The 19,147-nt window shown below is 47.0% G+C and carries 14 protein-coding genes, 2 pseudogenes and 1 riboswitch; of the genes and pseudogenes, 8 read left to right on the top strand and 8 right to left on the bottom strand.

What is annotated here, in order from left to right; all coding sequences use genetic code 11:
- The 7 genes from KYE_RS07245 to KYE_RS07215 all read left to right on the top strand — a co-directional run bounded on the left by KYE_RS07245 (window position 1) and on the right by KYE_RS07215 (window position 9,191).
- A complete protein-coding gene (locus KYE_RS07245) occupies window positions 1–1,167 on the top strand; it encodes a glycosyltransferase family 4 protein (RefSeq protein WP_008171899.1) in 1,167 nt (388 codons plus the stop codon).
- Window positions 1,164–2,039 (top strand): glycosyltransferase family A protein, encoded by an 876-nt coding sequence (locus tag KYE_RS07240; RefSeq protein ID WP_008171898.1) that lies wholly within the window; start codon window positions 1,164–1,166, stop codon window positions 2,037–2,039. The genes KYE_RS07245 and KYE_RS07240 overlap by 4 nt, the downstream gene beginning before the upstream one ends.
- A complete protein-coding gene (locus KYE_RS07235) occupies window positions 2,036–3,148 on the top strand; it encodes a glycosyltransferase family 4 protein (RefSeq protein ID WP_008171897.1) in 1,113 nt (370 codons plus the stop codon). Before KYE_RS07240 ends, KYE_RS07235 begins: the two co-directional genes overlap by 4 nt.
- Window positions 3,145–4,206 (top strand): glycosyltransferase family A protein, encoded by a 1,062-nt coding sequence (locus KYE_RS20870; protein WP_008171896.1) that lies wholly within the window; start codon window positions 3,145–3,147, stop codon window positions 4,204–4,206. Before KYE_RS07235 ends, KYE_RS20870 begins: the two co-directional genes overlap by 4 nt.
- A gap of 9 nt (window positions 4,207–4,215) precedes the next feature.
- Window positions 4,216–5,502, top strand: coding sequence for an O-antigen ligase family protein (locus tag KYE_RS07225; protein WP_008171894.1), 1,287 nt, complete (start codon window positions 4,216–4,218; stop codon window positions 5,500–5,502).
- 271 nt (window positions 5,503–5,773) lie between these two features.
- Window positions 5,774–7,015: a hypothetical protein gene (locus tag KYE_RS07220; RefSeq protein ID WP_008171893.1), complete on the top strand. Its 1,242-nt coding sequence runs from the start codon at window positions 5,774–5,776 to the stop codon at window positions 7,013–7,015.
- 727 nt (window positions 7,016–7,742) lie between these two features.
- On the top strand, window positions 7,743–9,191 hold the full coding sequence (locus KYE_RS07215; protein WP_008171892.1) for an oligosaccharide flippase family protein: 1,449 nt from the start codon (window positions 7,743–7,745) through the stop codon (window positions 9,189–9,191).
- A 136-nt stretch (window positions 9,192–9,327) separates the two neighbouring features.
- Here the strand turns inward: KYE_RS07215 and KYE_RS07210 are convergent, their stop codons facing one another.
- Both KYE_RS07210 and KYE_RS21915 read right to left on the bottom strand, forming a co-directional pair.
- Window positions 9,328–10,239, bottom strand: coding sequence for a glycosyltransferase (locus KYE_RS07210; RefSeq protein ID WP_008171891.1), 912 nt, complete (start codon window positions 10,237–10,239; stop codon window positions 9,328–9,330).
- A 103-nt stretch (window positions 10,240–10,342) separates the two neighbouring features.
- Window positions 10,343–11,746, bottom strand: a pseudogene (locus tag KYE_RS21915) (DUF2264 domain-containing protein).
- A 136-nt stretch (window positions 11,747–11,882) separates the two neighbouring features.
- On the opposite strand from KYE_RS21915, the gene KYE_RS07200 reads away from it, so the two are divergent.
- Complete coding sequence (locus tag KYE_RS07200) at window positions 11,883–12,995, top strand: right-handed parallel beta-helix repeat-containing protein (RefSeq protein WP_081467511.1); 1,113 nt, start codon at window positions 11,883–11,885, stop codon at window positions 12,993–12,995.
- Window positions 12,996–13,024: 29 nt separating this feature from the next.
- Here KYE_RS07200 and KYE_RS07195 read toward each other — a convergent pair whose 3' ends face one another.
- The 6 genes and pseudogenes from KYE_RS07195 to KYE_RS07170 form a co-directional block, all read right to left on the bottom strand.
- On the bottom strand, window positions 13,025–14,137 hold the full coding sequence (locus tag KYE_RS07195) for a glycosyltransferase (protein ID WP_039881910.1): 1,113 nt from the start codon (window positions 14,135–14,137) through the stop codon (window positions 13,025–13,027).
- A 135-nt stretch (window positions 14,138–14,272) separates the two neighbouring features.
- Window positions 14,273–14,365: pseudogene (locus tag KYE_RS22310) on the bottom strand (PEP-CTERM sorting domain-containing protein); the annotation flags it as partial.
- A gap of 646 nt (window positions 14,366–15,011) precedes the next feature.
- The gene (locus KYE_RS07185; protein WP_202945856.1) at window positions 15,012–15,611 is read right to left on the bottom strand and encodes a PEP-CTERM sorting domain-containing protein; all 600 of its coding nucleotides are present in this window, start codon (window positions 15,609–15,611) and stop codon (window positions 15,012–15,014) included.
- Window positions 15,612–15,777: 166 nt separating this feature from the next.
- Entirely contained in the window at window positions 15,778–17,211 is a 1,434-nt protein-coding gene (locus KYE_RS07180) for an exosortase/archaeosortase family protein (RefSeq protein ID WP_039881909.1), read from the bottom strand.
- Window positions 17,212–17,328: 117 nt separating this feature from the next.
- Window positions 17,329–18,096, bottom strand: coding sequence for a DUF4114 domain-containing protein (locus KYE_RS07175; RefSeq protein WP_008171877.1), 768 nt, complete (start codon window positions 18,094–18,096; stop codon window positions 17,329–17,331).
- A gap of 41 nt (window positions 18,097–18,137) precedes the next feature.
- A riboswitch (cyclic di-GMP riboswitch) is annotated at window positions 18,138–18,220 on the bottom strand.
- Window positions 18,221–18,414: 194 nt separating this feature from the next.
- Window positions 18,415–19,147 (bottom strand): tetratricopeptide repeat protein (locus tag KYE_RS07170; RefSeq protein WP_008171875.1); only part of this gene is annotated, 733 nt, incomplete at its 5' end.

Here is a 19,147-nt window from a genome sequence, read left to right as displayed (position 1 = left end):
ATGTCGATATTACTACTCAGCGAAATTTTCCCGCCCCGCCACGGGGGTAGTGGCCGCTGGTTTTATGAACTCTATCGCAGGCTTGAGCCCGGCACGGTAACCATCGTGACACAGCACAATGCCGATCCGGCGGACCAAAGGGTGGATGCAGAATTTCCCCAGCGCATATACCGGACAGCGATGGCATCACCAAGTTGGGGACTGCTGAGCGTGACTGGGCTCATTTTTTATGTGCGGACATTGATGCGTGTTCTGCGCCTCAAACCCAAGGGTTTAAGCCAGATTCACTGTGGGCGCACCATTCCGGAAGGATTCATTGGCCTTCTTCTGGCCAGGCTGCTGGGCAAACCGCTGTTGTGTTACGTGCACGGTGAGGATATTGAAGTGGCGCGCACAAGCCGCGAACTCACCTGGATAGTGAATCGTGTCTTGCGGGGGGCCGACCGGCTGATTTGTAATAGCCAGAATACCAAGTCGCTTCTTATGGAGCATTGGCATGTACCTGCCAAAAAGATTGAAGTGATCAACCCGGGTGTGGATGAACAAACCTTCTGCCCTGCAGAGCCGGATCCCGCCTTTCGGAGAAAGGTTGGTTGGGATGACCGATTTGTGTGCCTGACGGTGGGCAGGCTCCAGCGGCGTAAAGGCCACGACAAAATGATTGAGGCTATTCCACAGATAAAGAAGGAAATACCCAACATCCTCTATGGGATAGTGGGGCAGGGCGATAACTACCCAAATCTGGTGGCCGAGGTAAAGAAACTTGGCCTGGAGGCGCACGTGCAGTTCATGGATGAAATCGAAGACGAAGACCTGATCCGCTGCTACCAACAGTGCGACCTTTTCATACTGCCAAACCGATCCGACGGCAACGACATCGAGGGGTTTGGCATGGTACTGGTCGAAGCCCAAGCGGCCGGTAAACCTGTAATCGCCGGCGACTCTGGTGGTACCGCAGAAACGATGGAGGTTGGCAAAACAGGAGAGGTTGTTGACTGCACGAGCCCGGAGACGATTGCGAATGCCGTAATCTCGTTAAAAAAGGAGCTAGAGCAGGGAGCTTTCCAGCCAAACGTATGCAGGCAGCATGTTCTGCAAAACCTTACGTGGGGAAAGCATACCGAGAGAGCAAAGGCAGTATTCCAGCAGCAAGGAGGCGCACTATGAGCGAATCCTATTCAGTGGTTACGTTCGCCTATAACGAAGAGAAAACCATTGCGCAGACGATTCGCAGCATTCTCGTTAATTGCGACCATCGGATAACGAAACTCACAGTAGTCGCCAATGGCTGCACGGATCAGACCGTGGAGGTTGCACATGCGTCAATGCAAGGCGCGGCGGTTGCCTGTGAAGTCGTCGAACTGTCTCTTGGCGATAAGTGTAATGCCTGGAACGAGTATGTTTATCACCATTTGCCGAAAGCCGACGTCCACTTTTTTGTCGACAGCGATGTGACGTTTACTGACCAGGCCTTCCCAAAGCTACTCGAACAGCTTATCAATTCCCCGACAAAAAATGCGGTAACCGGCTTACCCCAAACCGGTCGTAACATAAGGCAATACATTGAATTGGCTACGAGTTATTCATGCCTTTTCGGGAACCTCTATGGACTTAAAAACGAGTTCATTCAACGACTGGCGCAGCAGGGAATCCGCTTACCGATTGGTTTGAGCTGGATAGACGCTCAAATCACCAAATTAGTAAACGACAACCTGGAGCACCAAAAGGACGATTATCAGCCTCGGGTGACGTTTGTGGAAGGCGTTGGCTACCGTTTTGACAGTCTTAAACCGTGGAAGCCTGATGATATTCGACTTTATATTAATCGAATATGCCGCTACAAAGCGGGCCAGCTTCAGGAGCCTTATTTGGATGCGCTGCCATTTACAGAGTGGCCTGCAACGATGAATGAGATTAACCGGGATATCCTTCGACAAGGTGTCACGTTTACGGCCTTGGGAAAAGTGGCGCCTTTCCGTCACAAGGTTTTGAAACGATTAAGGAAACAGTTTAGTGAAAGGCCAGGGATTCAGGCATGAATATACTTTACGTTCACAATGTTGGGAAAATCGGTGGCGCAGAGCGCGTTACGCTCGACATCATCCGAGGGCTTGATGGGCGTTCACACCAAGCCTTCCTGGTGACGCCCGAAGAAGGACCTTTTCTCGATGCGGCCAGGGAACTCGGCGCAAGGGCATCCTCCCTGGAAATCCAGCAGCCGGACGCGAAGAAGCCCATTCAAACTATTAAAGGTTACCGACGCTGGCTCAAATTCCTGCGTGAGAATCAAATAGACCTTATTCATACCGGGGATCTGTTCGTAACCCGAACGTTAGTCCAGCCTTCGAAAAAATTGGCCATTCCACTCGTTTGCCATGTTCACTTCCCTATCGAAACGTCTGCATTAAAGTGGATTTTCAAAACGCCTCCATACAAATGCCATTTTGTGTACTGCAGTCACGAGCTGAAGGAAGCCGTCTCTCAACGTGTAGAGACTGCCTTTAAGGCATCCTCTCATCAGGTCATACATAACGGTGTAGATGTCGACATTTTTAAACCTTTTTCCTCCCCAAAGAGAATCTTGCCCACTGACAAAACCAACATTGGCATTGTCGCGAATCTCCAAGAGAGAAAAGGCCACCTGGATCTCATCGAAGCAATCGCAATACTTTATCCAGATTGCCCTGATATCCGCGTACATATAATTGGTGGTGATCTTTTTGGCGAGTCGCGGGAAAGCTTGCTAAAAGCGCGTATAGCGGAGTTGGGACTGCATGATATGTTCGTATTCCACGGACAGGTCGATAATGTTCGAGACTATCTAAATGAGCTGGATATTCTCGTCTGTGCATCCCATGAAGAGGCGTTCCCCATTTCAATACTAGAAGCCATGGCATTTAGCTTGCCTCTTGCATCGACTTCCGTGAACGGGATTCCGGAGGCGGTCAAACATAACAAGAATGGTTTGCTTTTCCGGGCGCACGACCCGAATGCTATGGCAGATGCCATTAAGTTTCTCGTAGAGAATCCCAATAGACGCAGAATCCTCGGCCAAGAAGCCCACCATGATGTGTCACGGAATTTTAGCCTGACTCGCTTCTCGGATGAGTTTCGGGAACTCTATGGGAAGCTGGAGGCAATTAAATGACACTGGAAATTCATCGATTTAATGAACTGTCGTCTAGTCAATCCCGTTGTCTGATTATCATGCCGATATACAATCGACGGCATTTTCTCGATCAGGCATTTCGATCACTAGGTGAGCAGACCTACCAGGACTGGAACCTAGTCATCGTAGATGATGGAAGCAGCGATCATCCTTTGGACGAAGTAACCAGGTTGGTCAATGGAGTCTATCAGAGTATCACTTATGTGAAACAGTCCAACGCCGGACCGGGTGCTGCCAGGGCCACAGGACAGCAGTTTATAGAAGAGCAGGAATTTATTGCGTTTTTTGATAGTGACGATTACTGGCTGCCCACTTATCTCGAGACATTGATTGACCGTTTGGAAAAAGTCCCAGAAATGGACTGGGTTTATTGCCCCTGTCGAAGAGTTGATCATGAGTCAGGTGTCACCCTTCATGAATCAACCTTCCTGGATGAAAATTCAAATCAACCGCTTAGCTTTCAGAAGCTAGATCGCGAGCAGTACGGCGATATCTACCTGTTTAAATGCAATCATGAGCTTGCATTAACACAGCTGAATACGCCGATTCACGCTGGCTTCCAGAATTCGATAGTAAGGGCGAAGCTTGCCAGTGACATAAAAATTCCAGACTATCGAATCGGCGAAGACCGATATTTCCTGATGGCCGCGATCACCAAGGGGTACCGAATTGGGTATGTGGATCGGTTAGGTGTCATCTATAACGTGCATTCAAACAATCTTTCAGACACCAATCGAAACCAGAGCGACATCGACAAGGCGGTTTCGGTTCAAAACGAGCTTTGTCGAAGCCTGGCAGATATAAGAAAATTAACCAACGAACCCGAAATCATCGCTGAGGCAACCCAACAAATTGCAGACATTCGCTTTTGGCTCATATCCTATAATTACCTTTGGCGAAACGGACAGGCACAAGAAGCACTTTCGACGATGTTGAGTGTTTTGAGACAGCATCCGACCAACCCTAAATTTATTAAAACATTTCTTTTTTGCACCCTGAAATTTCCTTTTCTAAAAATATTTGAAAAAAATATTTAGGTTTCAATGATGGGTAGATTGCTTCTATATGTCTTGATCTTTGGCGCGGGAGCGTCTCTTTTGTTCGCTCCCTGGATCGCCGGGCTCGCTTATGTTGCAAATAGCCTTTTACAGCCTCAATACATCTGGCATTGGATTTTCCACGGTATACCGATTTTCCGAATTACAGCTGGTCTCGCCATACTGGGTTTACTGTTTTCGATCGCTCAAAAAAAAGCGAATCTTGTCGTTTATAAGGATAAACAAAATTTTATTATATTGATAATCTGGGCATGGATGCATTTGTCACATTATTTCTCGCCATACAAAGGCATGCCAGCATCGGTGTCTCCGGAGTTGGTGCTGAGTACATTCAATAGCATCGTTATTATGTACTTTGTAATGATTCCTCTTTTTGTAAATGAAAAAGCTCTCAAGTACCTTTGTTATACGTTTGTTGCAGTCGGCATATATTACGTTTATTGGGCGAATTCAGCATACATCAATCAAGAGTGGCACAAGTTTTTTAACAACCGTTTAGTCGGTCCAAGCCAAAGTCCTTATCAAGATGCAAACGTATTATCAACCTTGATTGTGATGTGTTTGCCGTTCATAATTTTGCTGTTTTTCAGGGTTAAAAGCCCAATACAAAAGGCTGGGATTATTCTTGTTGTGCCCCTCGCATGGCATGCAATGGTACTTTTTAGTTCACGTGCCGCACTTTTGGCTTCACTGATTTCATTCTTACCACTTGCCTACGTGTTACGTTCTAGAAAAGCGAATATTGTAATTGCGATGTCTTTTATCTTATTCCTTTTTTACCAGGGCTCAATGCTTTTAGACAGAGCGACAGGTACCTTAGAATCAGCAACTGTCAACGCTGAAGAGCCGATCAACCCAAGGCTGGTATCTTGGGAAGCAGGCCTTAAATTAATTCCGGAATACCCAATTTTCGGCGCGGGTGTTCAAATGTTCGAGGCAGCGACTAGCAATCATTTTCCTGGAAAAACCCCTCATGTCGCTCATAATACCTTTATCAACTTTGCTGCTAATACAGGTTTGATAACTGGCGTTTTGTTCTTGACGCTGATTTATCTTGCATTTTCCAGATTAAGGTTTGCAAGAAAAAAGAAATTATCTTTAAACGATAATTGCGTTTTTGCTTTGACTGCTTCAAGTATCAGCATAATTGGTTTTTTTATATGCTCGATATTTCTTGACTTAATAATTTATGAGCCATTCTATATTGCGTTAATAATAAATCTTATTTCTTATAATAATTTGGTTGGCAGGGACTTTAATGTTATAAAAAAATAATTTAAATAATTTTTGTAAATAAAGGAATGTTCTAAGTAAAAAAATGTTGATTTGTGTAAATTCGCGGAGCATTATGCATTAATTAGCAGTAAGTAGGGGCATGATTCTTTAGGATCGTAACGAAGGTGGTTTAATTGTTGTATGGTGTCGACAACGAGCTCCTCGTACATTGAAGATAATCCCGATGTAAACCATCGAGACGCGTATTTAAGGCTTTACAGCATTCGAAGATTGGCGGTCACAAGGTATTTTTATTAGCTAACGGTGAGTTATGAAAAATTATAGAATAGCGATATTTGCAGTTCTTTTACCCTTGACTGGCATTGCCGGTGCGCAGGAAAAAATATTTTCTATCAATGACTTGGTTTATGAGGGAGCATCGCGCATACCGGTTTCGACGTACGGCGAGAGTAGGATGGGTTTTGCAAATGGAACATTTCTGATAGATTCAGCTCGGAACTCTCTATTTGTGATCGGCCACAGCCAGCACATGGCTATAGCAGAGTTTGCTATCGAGGGTTTCTCTAGATCGGAAAACTTAGCAGAACTGCCAATGGTACGAAATGTTCAGCCCTTCTCGAGAATTCTCGACAGGGTTCCCTCGGAGAATGTGGACAGCATCAACACTATCACAGGCATGCACAAAATCGATGGCGGGATCTGGGTAAACGCCGCTCAATTCTATGACGGTAACGCAGACAACACGGATACGAGTTTCTTCTTAGAAGACCTAAACAACCTTGGCACCTCCGAAATTGATGGTTATTTCAAACTCGAACCAAAGGTTAAATCTGCAGGGTGGGTTACTGAGATTCCCACACCACTACAGGAGTCTTTAGGAGGTGATTTAATCTTCGGATTCGCAAGCAATCTTCCTATTAACGGCCGTAACAGTATGGGGCCAAGCGCATTCTCTGTGAGTAAAGAAAACCTACTGAACAGTAAATCCGGTGATGTGATCGAAACTAATGAATTACTTTCTTTTTCAATAGACAACCAACTGCATCCCGACCATTATAATAAATCTCTGAGCAATGATCTCTGGACTGAAGTTTCCAGCGCCTACACAGGTTTTATTGTCCCAGGAACTAATACCTATGCTGTTTTTGGCAATAGCGGTGGGCATGAATCCGGAATTGGGTATAAGATTACTCAAGACGATGGCCGTTTATGTGGTGGTGCTTGTCCTTATATTTCTTCAGACATTTACAATCATTACTGGCTCTGGGACGTGGAAGATTTCGTTAAAGTAAAACAAGGATTGGTTGCGCCATACGACGTAAGGCCCTACGAATACGGCACTTTGGAGTTACCGTTTGAAATACAAGCTGCTTTTACAAAGCCTAGGGTCATGATTGCTGCTTACTATGATTATGAGAATCAGGATCTCTATTTCATGTTAGGCGAAGCTGATTCGTTGCAAAATCAATATGAGTCTGCGCCAATCCTTCTAAAATATTCTATTGAGACAGGTCGGCGGCCCTCTGCTCCCAGCGGTATTTCTGTCGAGTAAACTCGGATCTGAGTGAAATTAAACGGTAGAGCACTAGGCTTCGTATTAAACGGTCAAAGGAATAGGTGTTTTTAAAAATGTCGTCGCTTGAGTTTTGTACAGATCTTAAGACTTCCATTTGAGTTAAGGTTTCTCGGTTCGTTCTCCCTTTTTGAGAGAGGCAGTGTGGCTTTTCGTAAGTTTAAGCGTGTGACGGGTTGAGTGCCTCGGCATGGGTTTTGGAATACTTGGGAGTTTAAGAAAGGGTGGAGCAGCAATAACAGGCCGTGCCTATTAGCAACGTAGCAGGTCGGTGCACAGTTGTGACTTGACTGCGGCTCAGTGCTCGCAAAATTAATTGCTTTTTTAACAGGATAGTTGACATATTGTCAACGAAAAATATGTTTCTTTATCCTAGCGATCGGCTTATAAATCTCTGTAGTTTTACCGGCAATTTCGTAAAAAAGATGGATAAGTTAATATCAGTATACAAAAATGATCATTTCGAGTAAGGGTAAATGTCTTTTTAAGCTATTAAGAAGGTCCAGATTAGAGGCTTCCACCTTAATTTGTTTCAATTTCCCACTACGGCTTAGTGGCTAAACTTATTTTAAATCATTTGGGTCCAAGGATCTCCTGATAGCTTTTAGGTTGTTTACTGTCCACAACTCTTTTAGTCGCGTACATTTGCCGAATTCGGGTATAGATGAAACTCATTCCCGTGTATGAATTAGGCCCTGATAAATAAATGATCAATGTATTGAGAAGTTCGTCGTTCCTAATTATTCAAAAATTTATCCAGAGAGCACTAGGTTTGGTGAGTACTTTGGTGCTCGCAAGGTTATTGACGCCTGAAGATTTTGGCTTAGTGGCAATAGCAATGTTGGCGCTTTGGTTTGTGGAGGCCATCGTTGATGCGGGTACAGAGTCTTATATAATACAGAAAAAATCAGTAAATGAAAGCGAGTTGAATTCAGCTTGGACATTAGACTTAGCGTTAAAGTCCATCGCTTTGGCATTGCTGTTGATTGCAGCCCCGATAGTAGCCTGGTTTAGAGATTCCATACAATTATTGTGGATCATAAGCGCTACGGGTTTCATAGTTATATTTGGGATGCTACGTAATCCTGGGCTGATGCTTCTCAAGCGACAGCAACGGTATGGGCCGATTGTCAAAATTACAGTCCTTGCGAAAATGGTTTCAATAGGGTTCGCTGTGGCAATCGCGTTTATATTCAAAAATTATTGGGCATTAATAATTGGACAAATAGTCTTCGAGATTCTTGTGACGTCTTTATCATATAGGATTACTGACTATCGGCCTCGGATAGATATATCAAATATAAGAGAACAATGGTCGTTTTCGAAGTGGCTGATTCCAAAATCTATGTTGGGGTATTTCCGTAACCATGCGGACACATTAGTTGTCAGTGCATTTTTCCAAAGCGCAGCACTGGGAGCCTATAATAATATGAAATACTTTTCGTCTATTCCCGCGCTCCAAATTTTTGGTCCGCTAGTAGAGCCTTTGCATGTGGAAATGGGAAAAGTTAGCGACAATCTTGAGGAATTTAAATACCAAGCAAATTTAACCATGAAGGTGTTGACGATTCTTGTGGCACCCACTGTTGCGTTCATGTTTGTTAATGCGAATGAGCTGGTCGCCTTCTTCCTTGGAAAACAATGGACTGATTATGCTTATTTGTTTTCTTTTTTGTCTGTCTCGGTCTTATCTTTCATTTTGATTTCTCAATCGTTTAGAATTTTGATGGTATCCTTCAATACGAAAATAATCTTTTTATATGAGCTAGTTTCTACGGTTGGTATCGTAATTTTGCTTCTCTTTGCTTCTGGTTACGATCTATATGTATTAGTTTTGGTTAAGGTTTTGGCTGAGCTTATATTTGCAGCTGCGTTATATTTATACACATACAAGAAAGTATTCCTTTGTGGCGGTTTCATAAACCTTTGCGCCTTATTCCTATCCTCTGGTGTATGCTCATTGTCATTAGTAATGTTAAGAGATTCTATTGGTTTTTGGGACTTCAATTTAGTTATATTATCGATTAATGGTTTTTTTTCTCTTCTCCTAATAATTTTCCTTTTTAGTATATATTTGAAGTTCGGGTTGTCAGACAGGGAACGTGCGCTCCTTATGTCACTGGTTGGTCGCTTTCAGTTCAATATAAGGAAATAGGGTCGCTCTAGACTGGGAGACGTTTTAGAAGTATTACGGTCTAAAGACTATTTATATAGTTCGTCCGAAGAAATCCGAGGGACTAATTTAACGGCTTCGGTTAAGGGTGAACTCCGAACTTTTTGCCAGGCATGAATTAGCTACTTCTGCGTCTTACTTCGGAGCAGACATTATATTCGGTGGATCTTGATTTCTCTGCTCTGCGCTGTCTTGCGTTTCTGTGATGTTTTTTCCGGGCAGCGACAAATGCTTCCAAGATGCTTTGGCGGAAAAAATCGGTAGTCATGAGTATGTGCTTGGGTGGAATGCAATATCTCATCAGCCAGTAAACGTGTCTCGGTAGCCTACTGAATTTGAAGAGTCCTCTTCGAGAAAACATCCATAAAAAATGGTTGAAGTAACATCCATAGTACCAATCAATACCGCGCTCCGCCTGATTACCACAACCGCCAGAAGCAGGCGCTCGATGCATGACGAATAGGTCATTTCCGACGGCTAGCTTCCCGTAATTTTTAGTGACGAATTCCGCGAATTCCCAATCGAAGCCCGCAAAAGGCTTTATGTAGTCGGATGCGGCCCCAGTCTTCAGAAACGTTTCCGTTCTGATGGAGATATTGACGCCAGCACATGTCGTCGCAATTCCATGTTTGGAACTAGGAACCCAGGGACGATTGACTGATCCAGCATAATAACTACCTGCAACCCCGACAATATTATTTTGCGCCCTATAATACTTTCTGTGATCTTCAATAATATTGCTGATAAGGTCAATGTCATCATCTAGAAAGAGCAATACTTCGCCTTTGGCCAGTGTAGCAGCAGTATTCCAGGCTAGAGTTACGGAGGGAGTTTCACTATGAATGTATGTATAGTTTTGGTTTCCTAGTAAGCCCTTAAGTTTACCATCAAGAGTCTCTGGCCTATACGAGTCAGATTGATCGTATATAATTAATTCGGATTGGTCGTCCAAGATAGACGCTATCTGTGGGATGGTTTGAATCAAGTCTTCAAGACGATTATAGGTCGGGATTATAACACTAACGTACATTTGTCTTCCTTGTATATTGTTAACGCAGTCTATTCAAAAACGGGTTCCGCGAGCTATATCTTGTTCTTCTATACTTTGCGCCGTAGTTTTCAATCTTTAAAGGTCATTTAACAAAATACTGTATTAATCGTCGCATCGAAGACATCCGTTTAAAGGTCGTGTTTAGTTTTTGACCGCTAGAAGATTCTTTATAATTGGGAAATATCACAATTTCTCCCGTAACAGTGTCGCCGGTTATTCTGATGTTTAAGTTATCAAAATATCTATCATAACTGGAAATATCAATTGGTAGTTTTTCTATTTCAGTTTCCCAAAGATGGTGATCTGGTACTAGGTAAAACGCTAGAGAAAGGGAGCGTAAAGACCATAGAGGGCTTGCTCGACCGCTGTAATTTTCTAGCAAATCTTCATCATCATGAAAGTATCCCTGAGTAACCCGGCCATATTTGAGCGCGCCATGTTTGAGAAAATAAGACCAAGTGTTGGTCAAAGCGAGCCGGGCCTTCCCTTGCCAAAGCTTTGGATGGTGCATTGACGCAGCTAGTAATGGGGGCGCGGCTGCGAGCCGGTAACAACAACTTCTTCCGAATATCGGTATTCCGTTCGGCCCGATGAAATATTGATAGATCTCAAAAAAATGACCAAAGGATTGAACGATAAACTCTGGATCGAGAGTTGGTGATATCCGGTTTGCCCAGAACAGCATGTACTGCATCTGCCATACATTGTAATAGTCTATTTCGCCATGCGGACCGTCAGTGAACCAGCCAAGGCCAACATGAAACTGTTTAAACGCCTGGTAATGATTATGCACTTCGCTTTCATGACCGTTTCGACCGAAATCTAGAAGGACGCAATTGATAATGAGCAGAAATAAATGCCAATTTCAACCGTAGATTTCTTTATTATTGGCCATTGCCAGCCACGTTAGAACATTGTCAATTTGGTCCTCCGATAAACAACTTTTTACCTGATCCTTCATTAGCCACAAGGCGATTGAAATATCTGCAGCTTCGACTATTCGTTGATCGAGGTGCGTGATATCGCCCCAGTATTCTGCGGATGTGGGGGAGGTGCCGTGGATCAAGCCTGTCAGAATATGGTGTTCAATATCAAACGTCTCACCGGTGAAAAGCGCGACCTTTTTGGGTTTGCCGGACTTAAGCCATGTGGCTAGCAAGACGGCAGTGCGAGCGAAACCTTCGAGCCCCTCCACAACCGTGCCTCGAGTTCCCGAGATGCCGGGGTATATTATTCGAGCATGGTTTTTGGAAGAGTAGCTATGAATGCCCTGTAGCAAATAGGTGAAAATGTAATCAAAATCCCTGCAGGACAGGTCGCCGTTGAGCCCAAGTTTGACTAGATTTGAGTCCAGGCTTGTGAAGGTTTCAGGGTTTTCTACAGGTATGTTCCAAACATCAACTGGTTTTAAGTAGCGCTTGACAACTATTGCTGCAGCGATTGCAGTTATGACTAAGATAGCCAGACCGGTCAGAAGAACAGTCATAAAGGGTTAGTTATTGAAAAGTTGATGACAAAGGACGTAGCGCTGAAACTTATCATAATTTAATGCAGGGTACATTTAACAGTGGAAGTCATTATAGCATGCTACTAGGCATATCCTTGTAAAGGAATCTCTATTAATGATGGGCTCCTACCTGCCGACACCAGCCTTTTTGAAAAAAACGTTCAGTTTTTGCTTAGCTCCACTGCTATTTGTTCGAGTCGCCTTTGCGGTTGAGCAGCCAATTCAGTGTTCTATAAATGGTTTGCTGGAGCCCGTACCAGGAAAGACGATAAATGTTGGCAGCGCGAGTGAACTTTCTCGAGTGGTACGATCTGTTTCTCCCGGCAGCGTGATCTTATTAGATCCTGGTGAGTATAACCTCACTTCAACGGTTGCTATTCGTGTTCGTGATATCACGATTAGGGGTAATGGTAATGGATGCGGCGATGTGACTCTAAGGGGGGCGGGCATGGACAACCCGGATGACAATGGAGCCCCTCACGGCATCTGGACTGATGCATCTGGCCTTACAGTGCAGAACCTCACCATTCGTGCCTTCTATCAGCATGGCATAGTTTTGAACCCGGGAGCCGAATCGCCGACCTTTCAGAATATTCGGATTCTGGATACCGGCAAGCAGTTAATCAAAGCGAACCCATCTGATTTTGGTGATGGCGTTGATGGAGGCCTTGTTGAAAATTCGGTTTTCGCATATACCGAAGGGCCTCCGATGATCGACCGGGGTGGCGGCACTGGCTATACCAATGGTGTAGATGTCCATGCCGGTGCCAACTGGGTTATCCGGAACAATCACTTTGAAAACTTTCATGCACCGGATCACGCGGACCACCTTTGGGCGCCCGTTGTTTTAATGTGGAACGGTGCTCGCGACACTGTTGTGGAAAACAACACTTTTGTGAATGTCGATCGAGCTATCGCGTTCGGTTTGTTGGATCGGCCGGAGGATCACTCTGGTGGAGCCATTCGAAATAACCGCATTGACTATGACGAGGGACTTTACAGCACTCAAAGGCGCCGGGGATCTGATGGGGCAATTATTGTGTGGAGTTCGCCAGGCACCATCGTAGAGGGAAATGAGGTGTTTACCCGGGGAAACCTGAATCGCTCTATTGAATTCCGGTTTGATACCAGTGGGGCCAGTGCGACCAATAATACGGTGGATGCGCCGATTGGCACCCGCGATGGTGGGAGTTATGAAGGTTCTGGCAACCGATTGGTGACAGAGTAGCGCTGGCCATTATTTTTCAGGATGATAAATCATTCATAACAGCGTTCGTATTGCTGCACCATTTGTTCTGCGGAAAATCGTTCCTCAAATCGCGTCTTGGCCTGTTGCGACATTTTGGAAAGTGCGCTCCGGTCTTGCAGTAATTCCTGGATTGCCAGGGTAAAGGCAGGAAGATCGTCGCTCTCAACCAGCTTTCCCGTTTCGCTATCGGCTACGATTTCAGGCGTTCCACCTACTCGGGTAGCGACTGTGGGAATTCCCAGGCTCATGGCTTCAAGCAGTGTCATCGAAGTGCCTTCGGTAAAGGAGGGGAGAAGGAATATATCCATCAGGCTCAGGTAGTCGGCCGGCTTCGATTGAAAGCCTGTAAAAATAACTGACTCCTCAAGGTTCAAGTCATCTGCAAGCTTCTCCAGATTTTGCCGTTCTGGGCCATCGCCCACCAGGAGCAGCCGTACCTGAAATCCCTGGTCGAGCAGGCTTCGCGTTGCCTTCAGCATCAGGGCCTGGTTTTTTACCGCATCCAGCCGGGCGACGGTGCCAATAACCATTTGGCCTGGTTCTATTCCCAGTTTTTCCTTTAATGCCGAGCGTTCTTCGTCAGTCACTCTCAGTGGCGCGATGCCATTGTAGATGACACTGATTCGGGCTCTGGGCAGGTATTCGTATTCCACCAGAGCGTCGCGCGTTGCGGAGGAGATGGCGACGAGCTTGTGGGACGTGCGGGCAATGAAAGGATTGATGAACCTCGCTTTTTTGCGGTACTGGTCCGGATGAAAGCGCCCATGTTCAGTGAACACTACCTTTGTGCCCGTACCCCAGTGGGCGAACCAGCCATAGGCGTAGGGTGAGTATTGGTGGCAATGAACGATATCGAATTTGCCAGATTTGATCAGATTTCTGAGCCAGAGGATTGTTTTTAAATCAAAGCCGGAGGCTCGTTGCCGCGCATGGTGCTTAATGCCGTGCTCGGTTTCCAGTGCTTGGCCAATAGCGCCAACTTCTCCATCAATGCAGGCGATTTCGTTGTGAAACCGATTTTTATCGAGGTTGGTGACCAATTGCCGGATGACTTGTTCGGTGCCGCCGAAGCCCATGTTGAAGGTGACGTGGAGAATTCGGGTTTTGGTTGGCTCTGTCATCATCTATGGCACTGCAAGCGGTTCTGTGGACTGGCGAGGGGGATAGTATAGCGCTGGATAAGAGCCAGTTTTAATTCTTTATCTCGAAAAACAAAAGCCAGCCCGAAGGCTGGCTCGTGTTATGCCCTGAAAGTCTCAGGCCATTTTCTTGCGGCGAGCTGCGCCAAGGCCGGCGAGGCCAAGTCCAAGAAGTGCAAGGGTACCGGGTTCAGGCACTCGTGCAACTTCAAAAGCAACGCCACCAGTGCTGCTGAGCTCAACTTTGTCGAATTCGCCCTGGAAAAAGAAGTATCCGTCGACATTATACTGTTTGGCTGTGCCGTCTGAACCGGGTGCAAGTGCCTGCGCCTGAGTTCCGGAATACTCGCCCAGTGAATCGCCGTTTAAGAAAAACTCAATGATGTTGTAGCTGTCTATTGAACCCCAGTAAAGATCAAACAAGCCCTCTAGGCCGGACACGACGATCGGATCAATAGCACCTTCGGGATTGTCTCTGGAGCTTGTGATGCTGAAAGAACTAACGCGATCCAATGCAGCCGGGCTGGTATCTTTGCCAGGTTTGGCGGCAACGCCACCTTCACTCTCAAAGAGTGTTGCGCCGCCCGACACATTGTATTCTGTCCAGTCAAGTGCGACGCAATCCATGGTAGGGCAGAGGTCTCCCGCATATTTAACGTCAACACCGGTGACTGAACCGGTTGGAATGAATCCGGCGCTTGCCGTTGAGCTCAAGCCCAGAACTGCCGCACCAACTAAACCCGTCGCCAGGCTTTTTCCGTTTCCAAATTTGAACATATTTTTCTCCTTTTTTATCCCTTTGCTATTCGGGGATAGGGTATTTGTGCCATCGAGGAAGACTGCTGACTTTCCTTATTCAACCGCCAAATTTTTTGCGGGCGCCAATTAGGCCAAACAGGCCCAGCCCCAGCAGTGCAACTGTTCCCGGCTCTGGAACCAGAGAAACGTTGTCGAGCAATATGCCGATATTGTCGCCACCATTGTGTTCGAAGATCAGATTGCTGGTGGTCTGGCTGGTCAGGGTTATATCGCGGACGATGGTCTGCCAGGGGTCATTGGCTGACACAAGAAAGGTTTCTGTGAGGAAACCGTCGAGAGAAACTTCCACGGAATCAGCCGCACTGTTCCTCTGGTTGCCAGAGATGTCGAAGCTCAGGGTGTAGGTGCCCGGATCAAGGGTCAAAGCGATGCTTTGGAGGGTGCCCGCGTTTTTATTGGAACCATCCAGATCTACGCACTTGCCGACGCCACCAGCGCAGGTGAGGTTCCAGTCGTTCGGAGTGGCAATAAGATCGACAGTACCAAGAGTAACGTCCCACTTCAGGAAGTCATCGTAGTTGGTTTGTGATCCACCATTCGGCAGTTCTGAATCAAAATTGTCCTGGAAAATGACGCCGGCGCTTACGGAGAAGCTAAAAAGCGTGGCGGAGAGGAGTGTGGCTAACCGTTTATACATCATATTGGAACTTCCCAAAGTAAACGAATGCGTTAATGCAGCCTACGCTTACCTAAGCAGGATTGGTGCCAATACCTACGCCGTTGATTTAGAGGGATTTCTGGGGAAGCCGTTTCGGCTTGTGTAAAGAAATTCGACGAGTAGTTTGATCTGTGTATCCCCAGGTTTACAGCTGCGTTTCTACCATCGTTTTGATGCGCTCGAGTCGGGATAATTCGTCGCCGCAGTCCCTGTCTCTGCAGGGCACCTGGATGGTCACGAGCGCGAAGCGGTTCTCGCCGGTCAGCGTGGCGGGAATCTGGAGCAGTTTGGCCTTGCGGTAATTCAGGCTACTTCTGCTTCCTACCTGATACCACTGAGCCATCAGGACACGATCGCGGGTGAGGATGTTGAGGTAAAGCGAGATGCCCGGACCCATTCGCTCTTCAATCTGCCAGGTGGAGTTGTCGAAGATGGGTGGCAGGTAAGGTACCAATTTATCGTCCGCTGTGGTTTTCTGGCTTTGCGCGAGAGAAACCGCGGTATTGCCGGCCTTCAGAATTTTCTGGTCGAGAAGTGAAGGTAGGGTGATTGGTAAGGGCAATTCAGCGCTTTCTCCACGTGCCTGAAAGCCATCGAGTTCCAGGGCCCAGGGCGCCTGTTGGCCAGCGCTTGTTTGTGCAAGCGTCAGTGCCACGGGGCCCAGTAGCACAGCAATGATGAGCGCCGGAATGCCGGCTTTGGCGATGTTCAGCTTGATGGCTGTGGGCTGCTGGTTGGCCTTGCTTCTTTTGCGAACGGGCGAGAAATACAGAGCTGGCAGAATGAAAGCTCCGAAAACAATCCACCCCATGGTTTCGTGGTCGGTGAGAAGGTCGCTCTGCATGTTGGTTTCATAGGCGACAAAAACCAGAATGGTAATCCGCACCCAGTTTGCAACCAACCCGATCAGCATGGCGACGACGACGGTGATTAGCCAGCCTTTCCAGCGGTAATCATTGAGAATGGACGTCATCATGGCCAGCAGAATGGAAATGGCAAAATAACGAATGCCGGAACAGCCATCGGCAATCAGGAGTCGGCCGTAGGGCAGGGTAATACTGTTTCCCTCAATCAGCGCTGTCATCCCGAACAATCGAACCCAACTGCCGACAACAACACTGGCAAGCGATACCAGCGGCGGCACCAGGTCTGCCCAGAAGGGCAGTGAGAGTGACAGTAGGGCAACGTAGGGCAGAAAGCTAAGCGCTTTTTTCAAACCCAGCAATGTCCAGGAGACGGCCATTACACCTGCTGGCAGCATCAGGTAGGCGAGGGTATCAATACGCACCAACTCAAGCAGGAGCCACACGAGAGTAACCCCAATTAGCGCGATACCGCCGAGCAGGTGGTATGGTTTCAAGAGCAAGCCGCTTGTACCGCCTGCGGGCCTGGGCGGATGAATCATTAGCATGCCCAGGAAAATGACGGCGGTGGCAAGGCCATGAGCCAAAACCTGCTCGAACTCGAGCCAAATGGTGCCAAGCCTAAACCAGGTTGGATAGAAAAGTACGACGGCAACTGCTGAAACAACCAGAAAGGGGAGGGAATTGGGGAGGTTGTCGAATGTCTTCCTTAACATCATTTTTCCGCCGGACTACTTGGTCTTTGGAAGAATACCGTGATTGCTACTCCGGTAAAAGACAAATCAAAGCACGAAAAAAGCCAGCCGAAGCTGGCTTTTGGCACCCTATCGAAATCAGGCTCTCTGACGACGACGGGCTGCACCGAGGCCTGCAAGGCCGAGGCCGAGGAGGGCCAGGGTGCCCGGCTCTGGAACAGGGATTACAGATTCGACCATTACTACCAAGTCATTGAAGTCTTGATCGCCTCCAAGTACATCTTCCCAACCTAAGACAAACTCATTGTCTGTCCAGAGGCCTTCATCAAAGCCCTGTATTTGGATAGTGTCGGTATTGGTGCCCTGATAGGCAACCATCTGGTCGGCACCGTTCGTATTCAATGAGCTATCAGAATAAAAGACTGGGCCGTTGGCTGTGCCAAGGTAATAGCCGAAAACTCCGCTGCCGAAGTCAACATTTGAGTCAGCACCATTAATCCCAACAGAACCATCACTCAAGATGGCTACAGTTTTTTGGCTGTTAAAGCCCTGATTGAAGGAATCAGCGCCCGAAAAGATTTCCACGTAATTCATCGGGTTAAGGCGATCATAAATGCCGAACGTATTCGTGCCAGACTGACCAGCGATTTCCATAATGAATGTCGTTACACTGCCGCCAGTGGCGGTAATGTCCCAATAGCTATCCAATCCGTCATCCAACTGATCTGCATTTACGTCTACAGATGAGGCGCCTGGGGTTGGGCTTGGGGCGATTGTGATGTTATCGAGGACGCTCTGGAGCCCTGTACCTGCACCATCAGCGCCATCATTATTTACTACAACTGCACCAGCCGAAGCTGTCCAGGCGGACAAAGCAACTGCAGCAGCAATGAGTTTAAGTTTCATGGGTATTCTCCGGTTGTTTAGCTCTAAGTCCCTGTAGTGTGCTTTGCAACCAGGCTGTCTCTTATTCTTCTAGAGATCCTTGGCTTTCCGTCCCATCCTCGCGAATGGTTTGGCTCCCGAACGGGAACTACGTACCCGATCCTATGCTTTATGCAAGCCAGAATCATGCCACTAATTTAACTTCTTGAAAAATATAACGAAAAATGGATTCGCGTAGGTTTAGTGTAAAAGTTTCCGACATCTAGATGAGAAAGGCCGGAAAGACTGCTCGTCCCGGCCTTTTAAATTGCGAAGATTGTGCTGTGGTGTCGGAGTCTTTTACATCGCTCCTTTGACTGTTTCCAAATGAGACTGGATGTCTGCATTGTCCGGCGCCAGTGACAGTGCCTGTTCTATCAGGGCGAGGGCATCTTCGTGATTGCCTTGCAGGTGAAGAATCCAGCCATAGGTGTCGAGTACTGCCGCGTTATTGGGTGCAAGCTCGCGAGCCTGGCTGGCGTACCCGAGAGCACGGCTCGAGTCATCTTCCCTTAACAGCCAGGCCAGGTTGTTGAGTGCCGCAATATTGTTGGGCTGACGGGCCAGAACCTGCTCATAGTGGGTGGCGGCTACAATCTCCTGATTGTTGGCCATCAGCCAGTCAGCTCTGGCCATGTGCGCTGCCACACTGTCCGGCTCAGCTTCCAGCCAGTCGTTGGTGAGCCCGTTAATGGACTCCGGATCTTCAGTACTGGCCAACCTGATCAATGGGGCCAGAATACGAGTATTACCGGAGGTTTCCCATTGTTCGCGCAGGTAGTCATGGGCGGCGGAAGCACCTTCGGTATCATTCAAAACCGAAGCCCTTGAGAGAACAATGGCGGGTTGATTACCGAACGTCTCTTCCACTGCCTCCAATGCAGTGAGTGCCTCCTCGTGTTTGCCTTCTCTTTGCGCGATACCAGCTGGCATCAACGCGTATCCGAGGTTTTCCGGCTCCAATGCAATGGCCTCGGCAGCTTTAGCGCGGGCGGTTGCATAATCCCCGGAGCGCAATGCGGCCTGAGCCTCT

The sequence above is a fragment of the Marinobacter manganoxydans MnI7-9 genome (assembly GCF_000235625.1).
Classification (GTDB): Bacteria; Pseudomonadota; Gammaproteobacteria; order Pseudomonadales; family Oleiphilaceae; genus Marinobacter; species Marinobacter manganoxydans.
Note: the sequence above shows the minus strand (reverse complement) of the source record. Positions and strands in the feature narration are given on the sequence as shown.

Excerpts from the sequence above, each read along its gene's own strand:
- KYE_RS07210 (WP_008171891.1), bottom strand. The coding sequence starts at position 10,239 with ATGTACGTTAGTGTTATAATCCCGACCTATAATCGTCTTGAAGACTTG.
- KYE_RS07215 (WP_008171892.1), top strand. The coding sequence starts at position 7,743 with ATGATCAATGTATTGAGAAGTTCGTCGTTCCTAATTATTCAAAAATTT.
- KYE_RS07220 (WP_008171893.1), top strand. The coding sequence starts at position 5,774 with ATGAAAAATTATAGAATAGCGATATTTGCAGTTCTTTTACCCTTGACT.
- KYE_RS07185 (WP_202945856.1), bottom strand. The coding sequence starts at position 15,611 with ATGTATAAACGGTTAGCCACACTCCTCTCCGCCACGCTTTTTAGCTTC.
- KYE_RS07225 (WP_008171894.1), top strand. The coding sequence starts at position 4,216 with ATGGGTAGATTGCTTCTATATGTCTTGATCTTTGGCGCGGGAGCGTCT.
- KYE_RS07195 (WP_039881910.1), bottom strand. The coding sequence starts at position 14,137 with ATGACAGAGCCAACCAAAACCCGAATTCTCCACGTCACCTTCAACATG.
- KYE_RS07175 (WP_008171877.1), bottom strand. The coding sequence starts at position 18,096 with ATGAAACTTAAACTCATTGCTGCTGCAGTTGCTTTGTCCGCCTGGACA.
- KYE_RS07235 (WP_008171897.1), top strand. The coding sequence starts at position 2,036 with ATGAATATACTTTACGTTCACAATGTTGGGAAAATCGGTGGCGCAGAG.
- KYE_RS07180 (WP_039881909.1), bottom strand. The coding sequence starts at position 17,211 with ATGTTAAGGAAGACATTCGACAACCTCCCCAATTCCCTCCCCTTTCTG.
- KYE_RS20870 (WP_008171896.1), top strand. The coding sequence starts at position 3,145 with ATGACACTGGAAATTCATCGATTTAATGAACTGTCGTCTAGTCAATCC.
- KYE_RS07245 (WP_008171899.1), top strand. The coding sequence starts at position 1 with ATGTCGATATTACTACTCAGCGAAATTTTCCCGCCCCGCCACGGGGGT.
- KYE_RS07200 (WP_081467511.1), top strand. The coding sequence starts at position 11,883 with ATGATGGGCTCCTACCTGCCGACACCAGCCTTTTTGAAAAAAACGTTC.
- KYE_RS07240 (WP_008171898.1), top strand. The coding sequence starts at position 1,164 with ATGAGCGAATCCTATTCAGTGGTTACGTTCGCCTATAACGAAGAGAAA.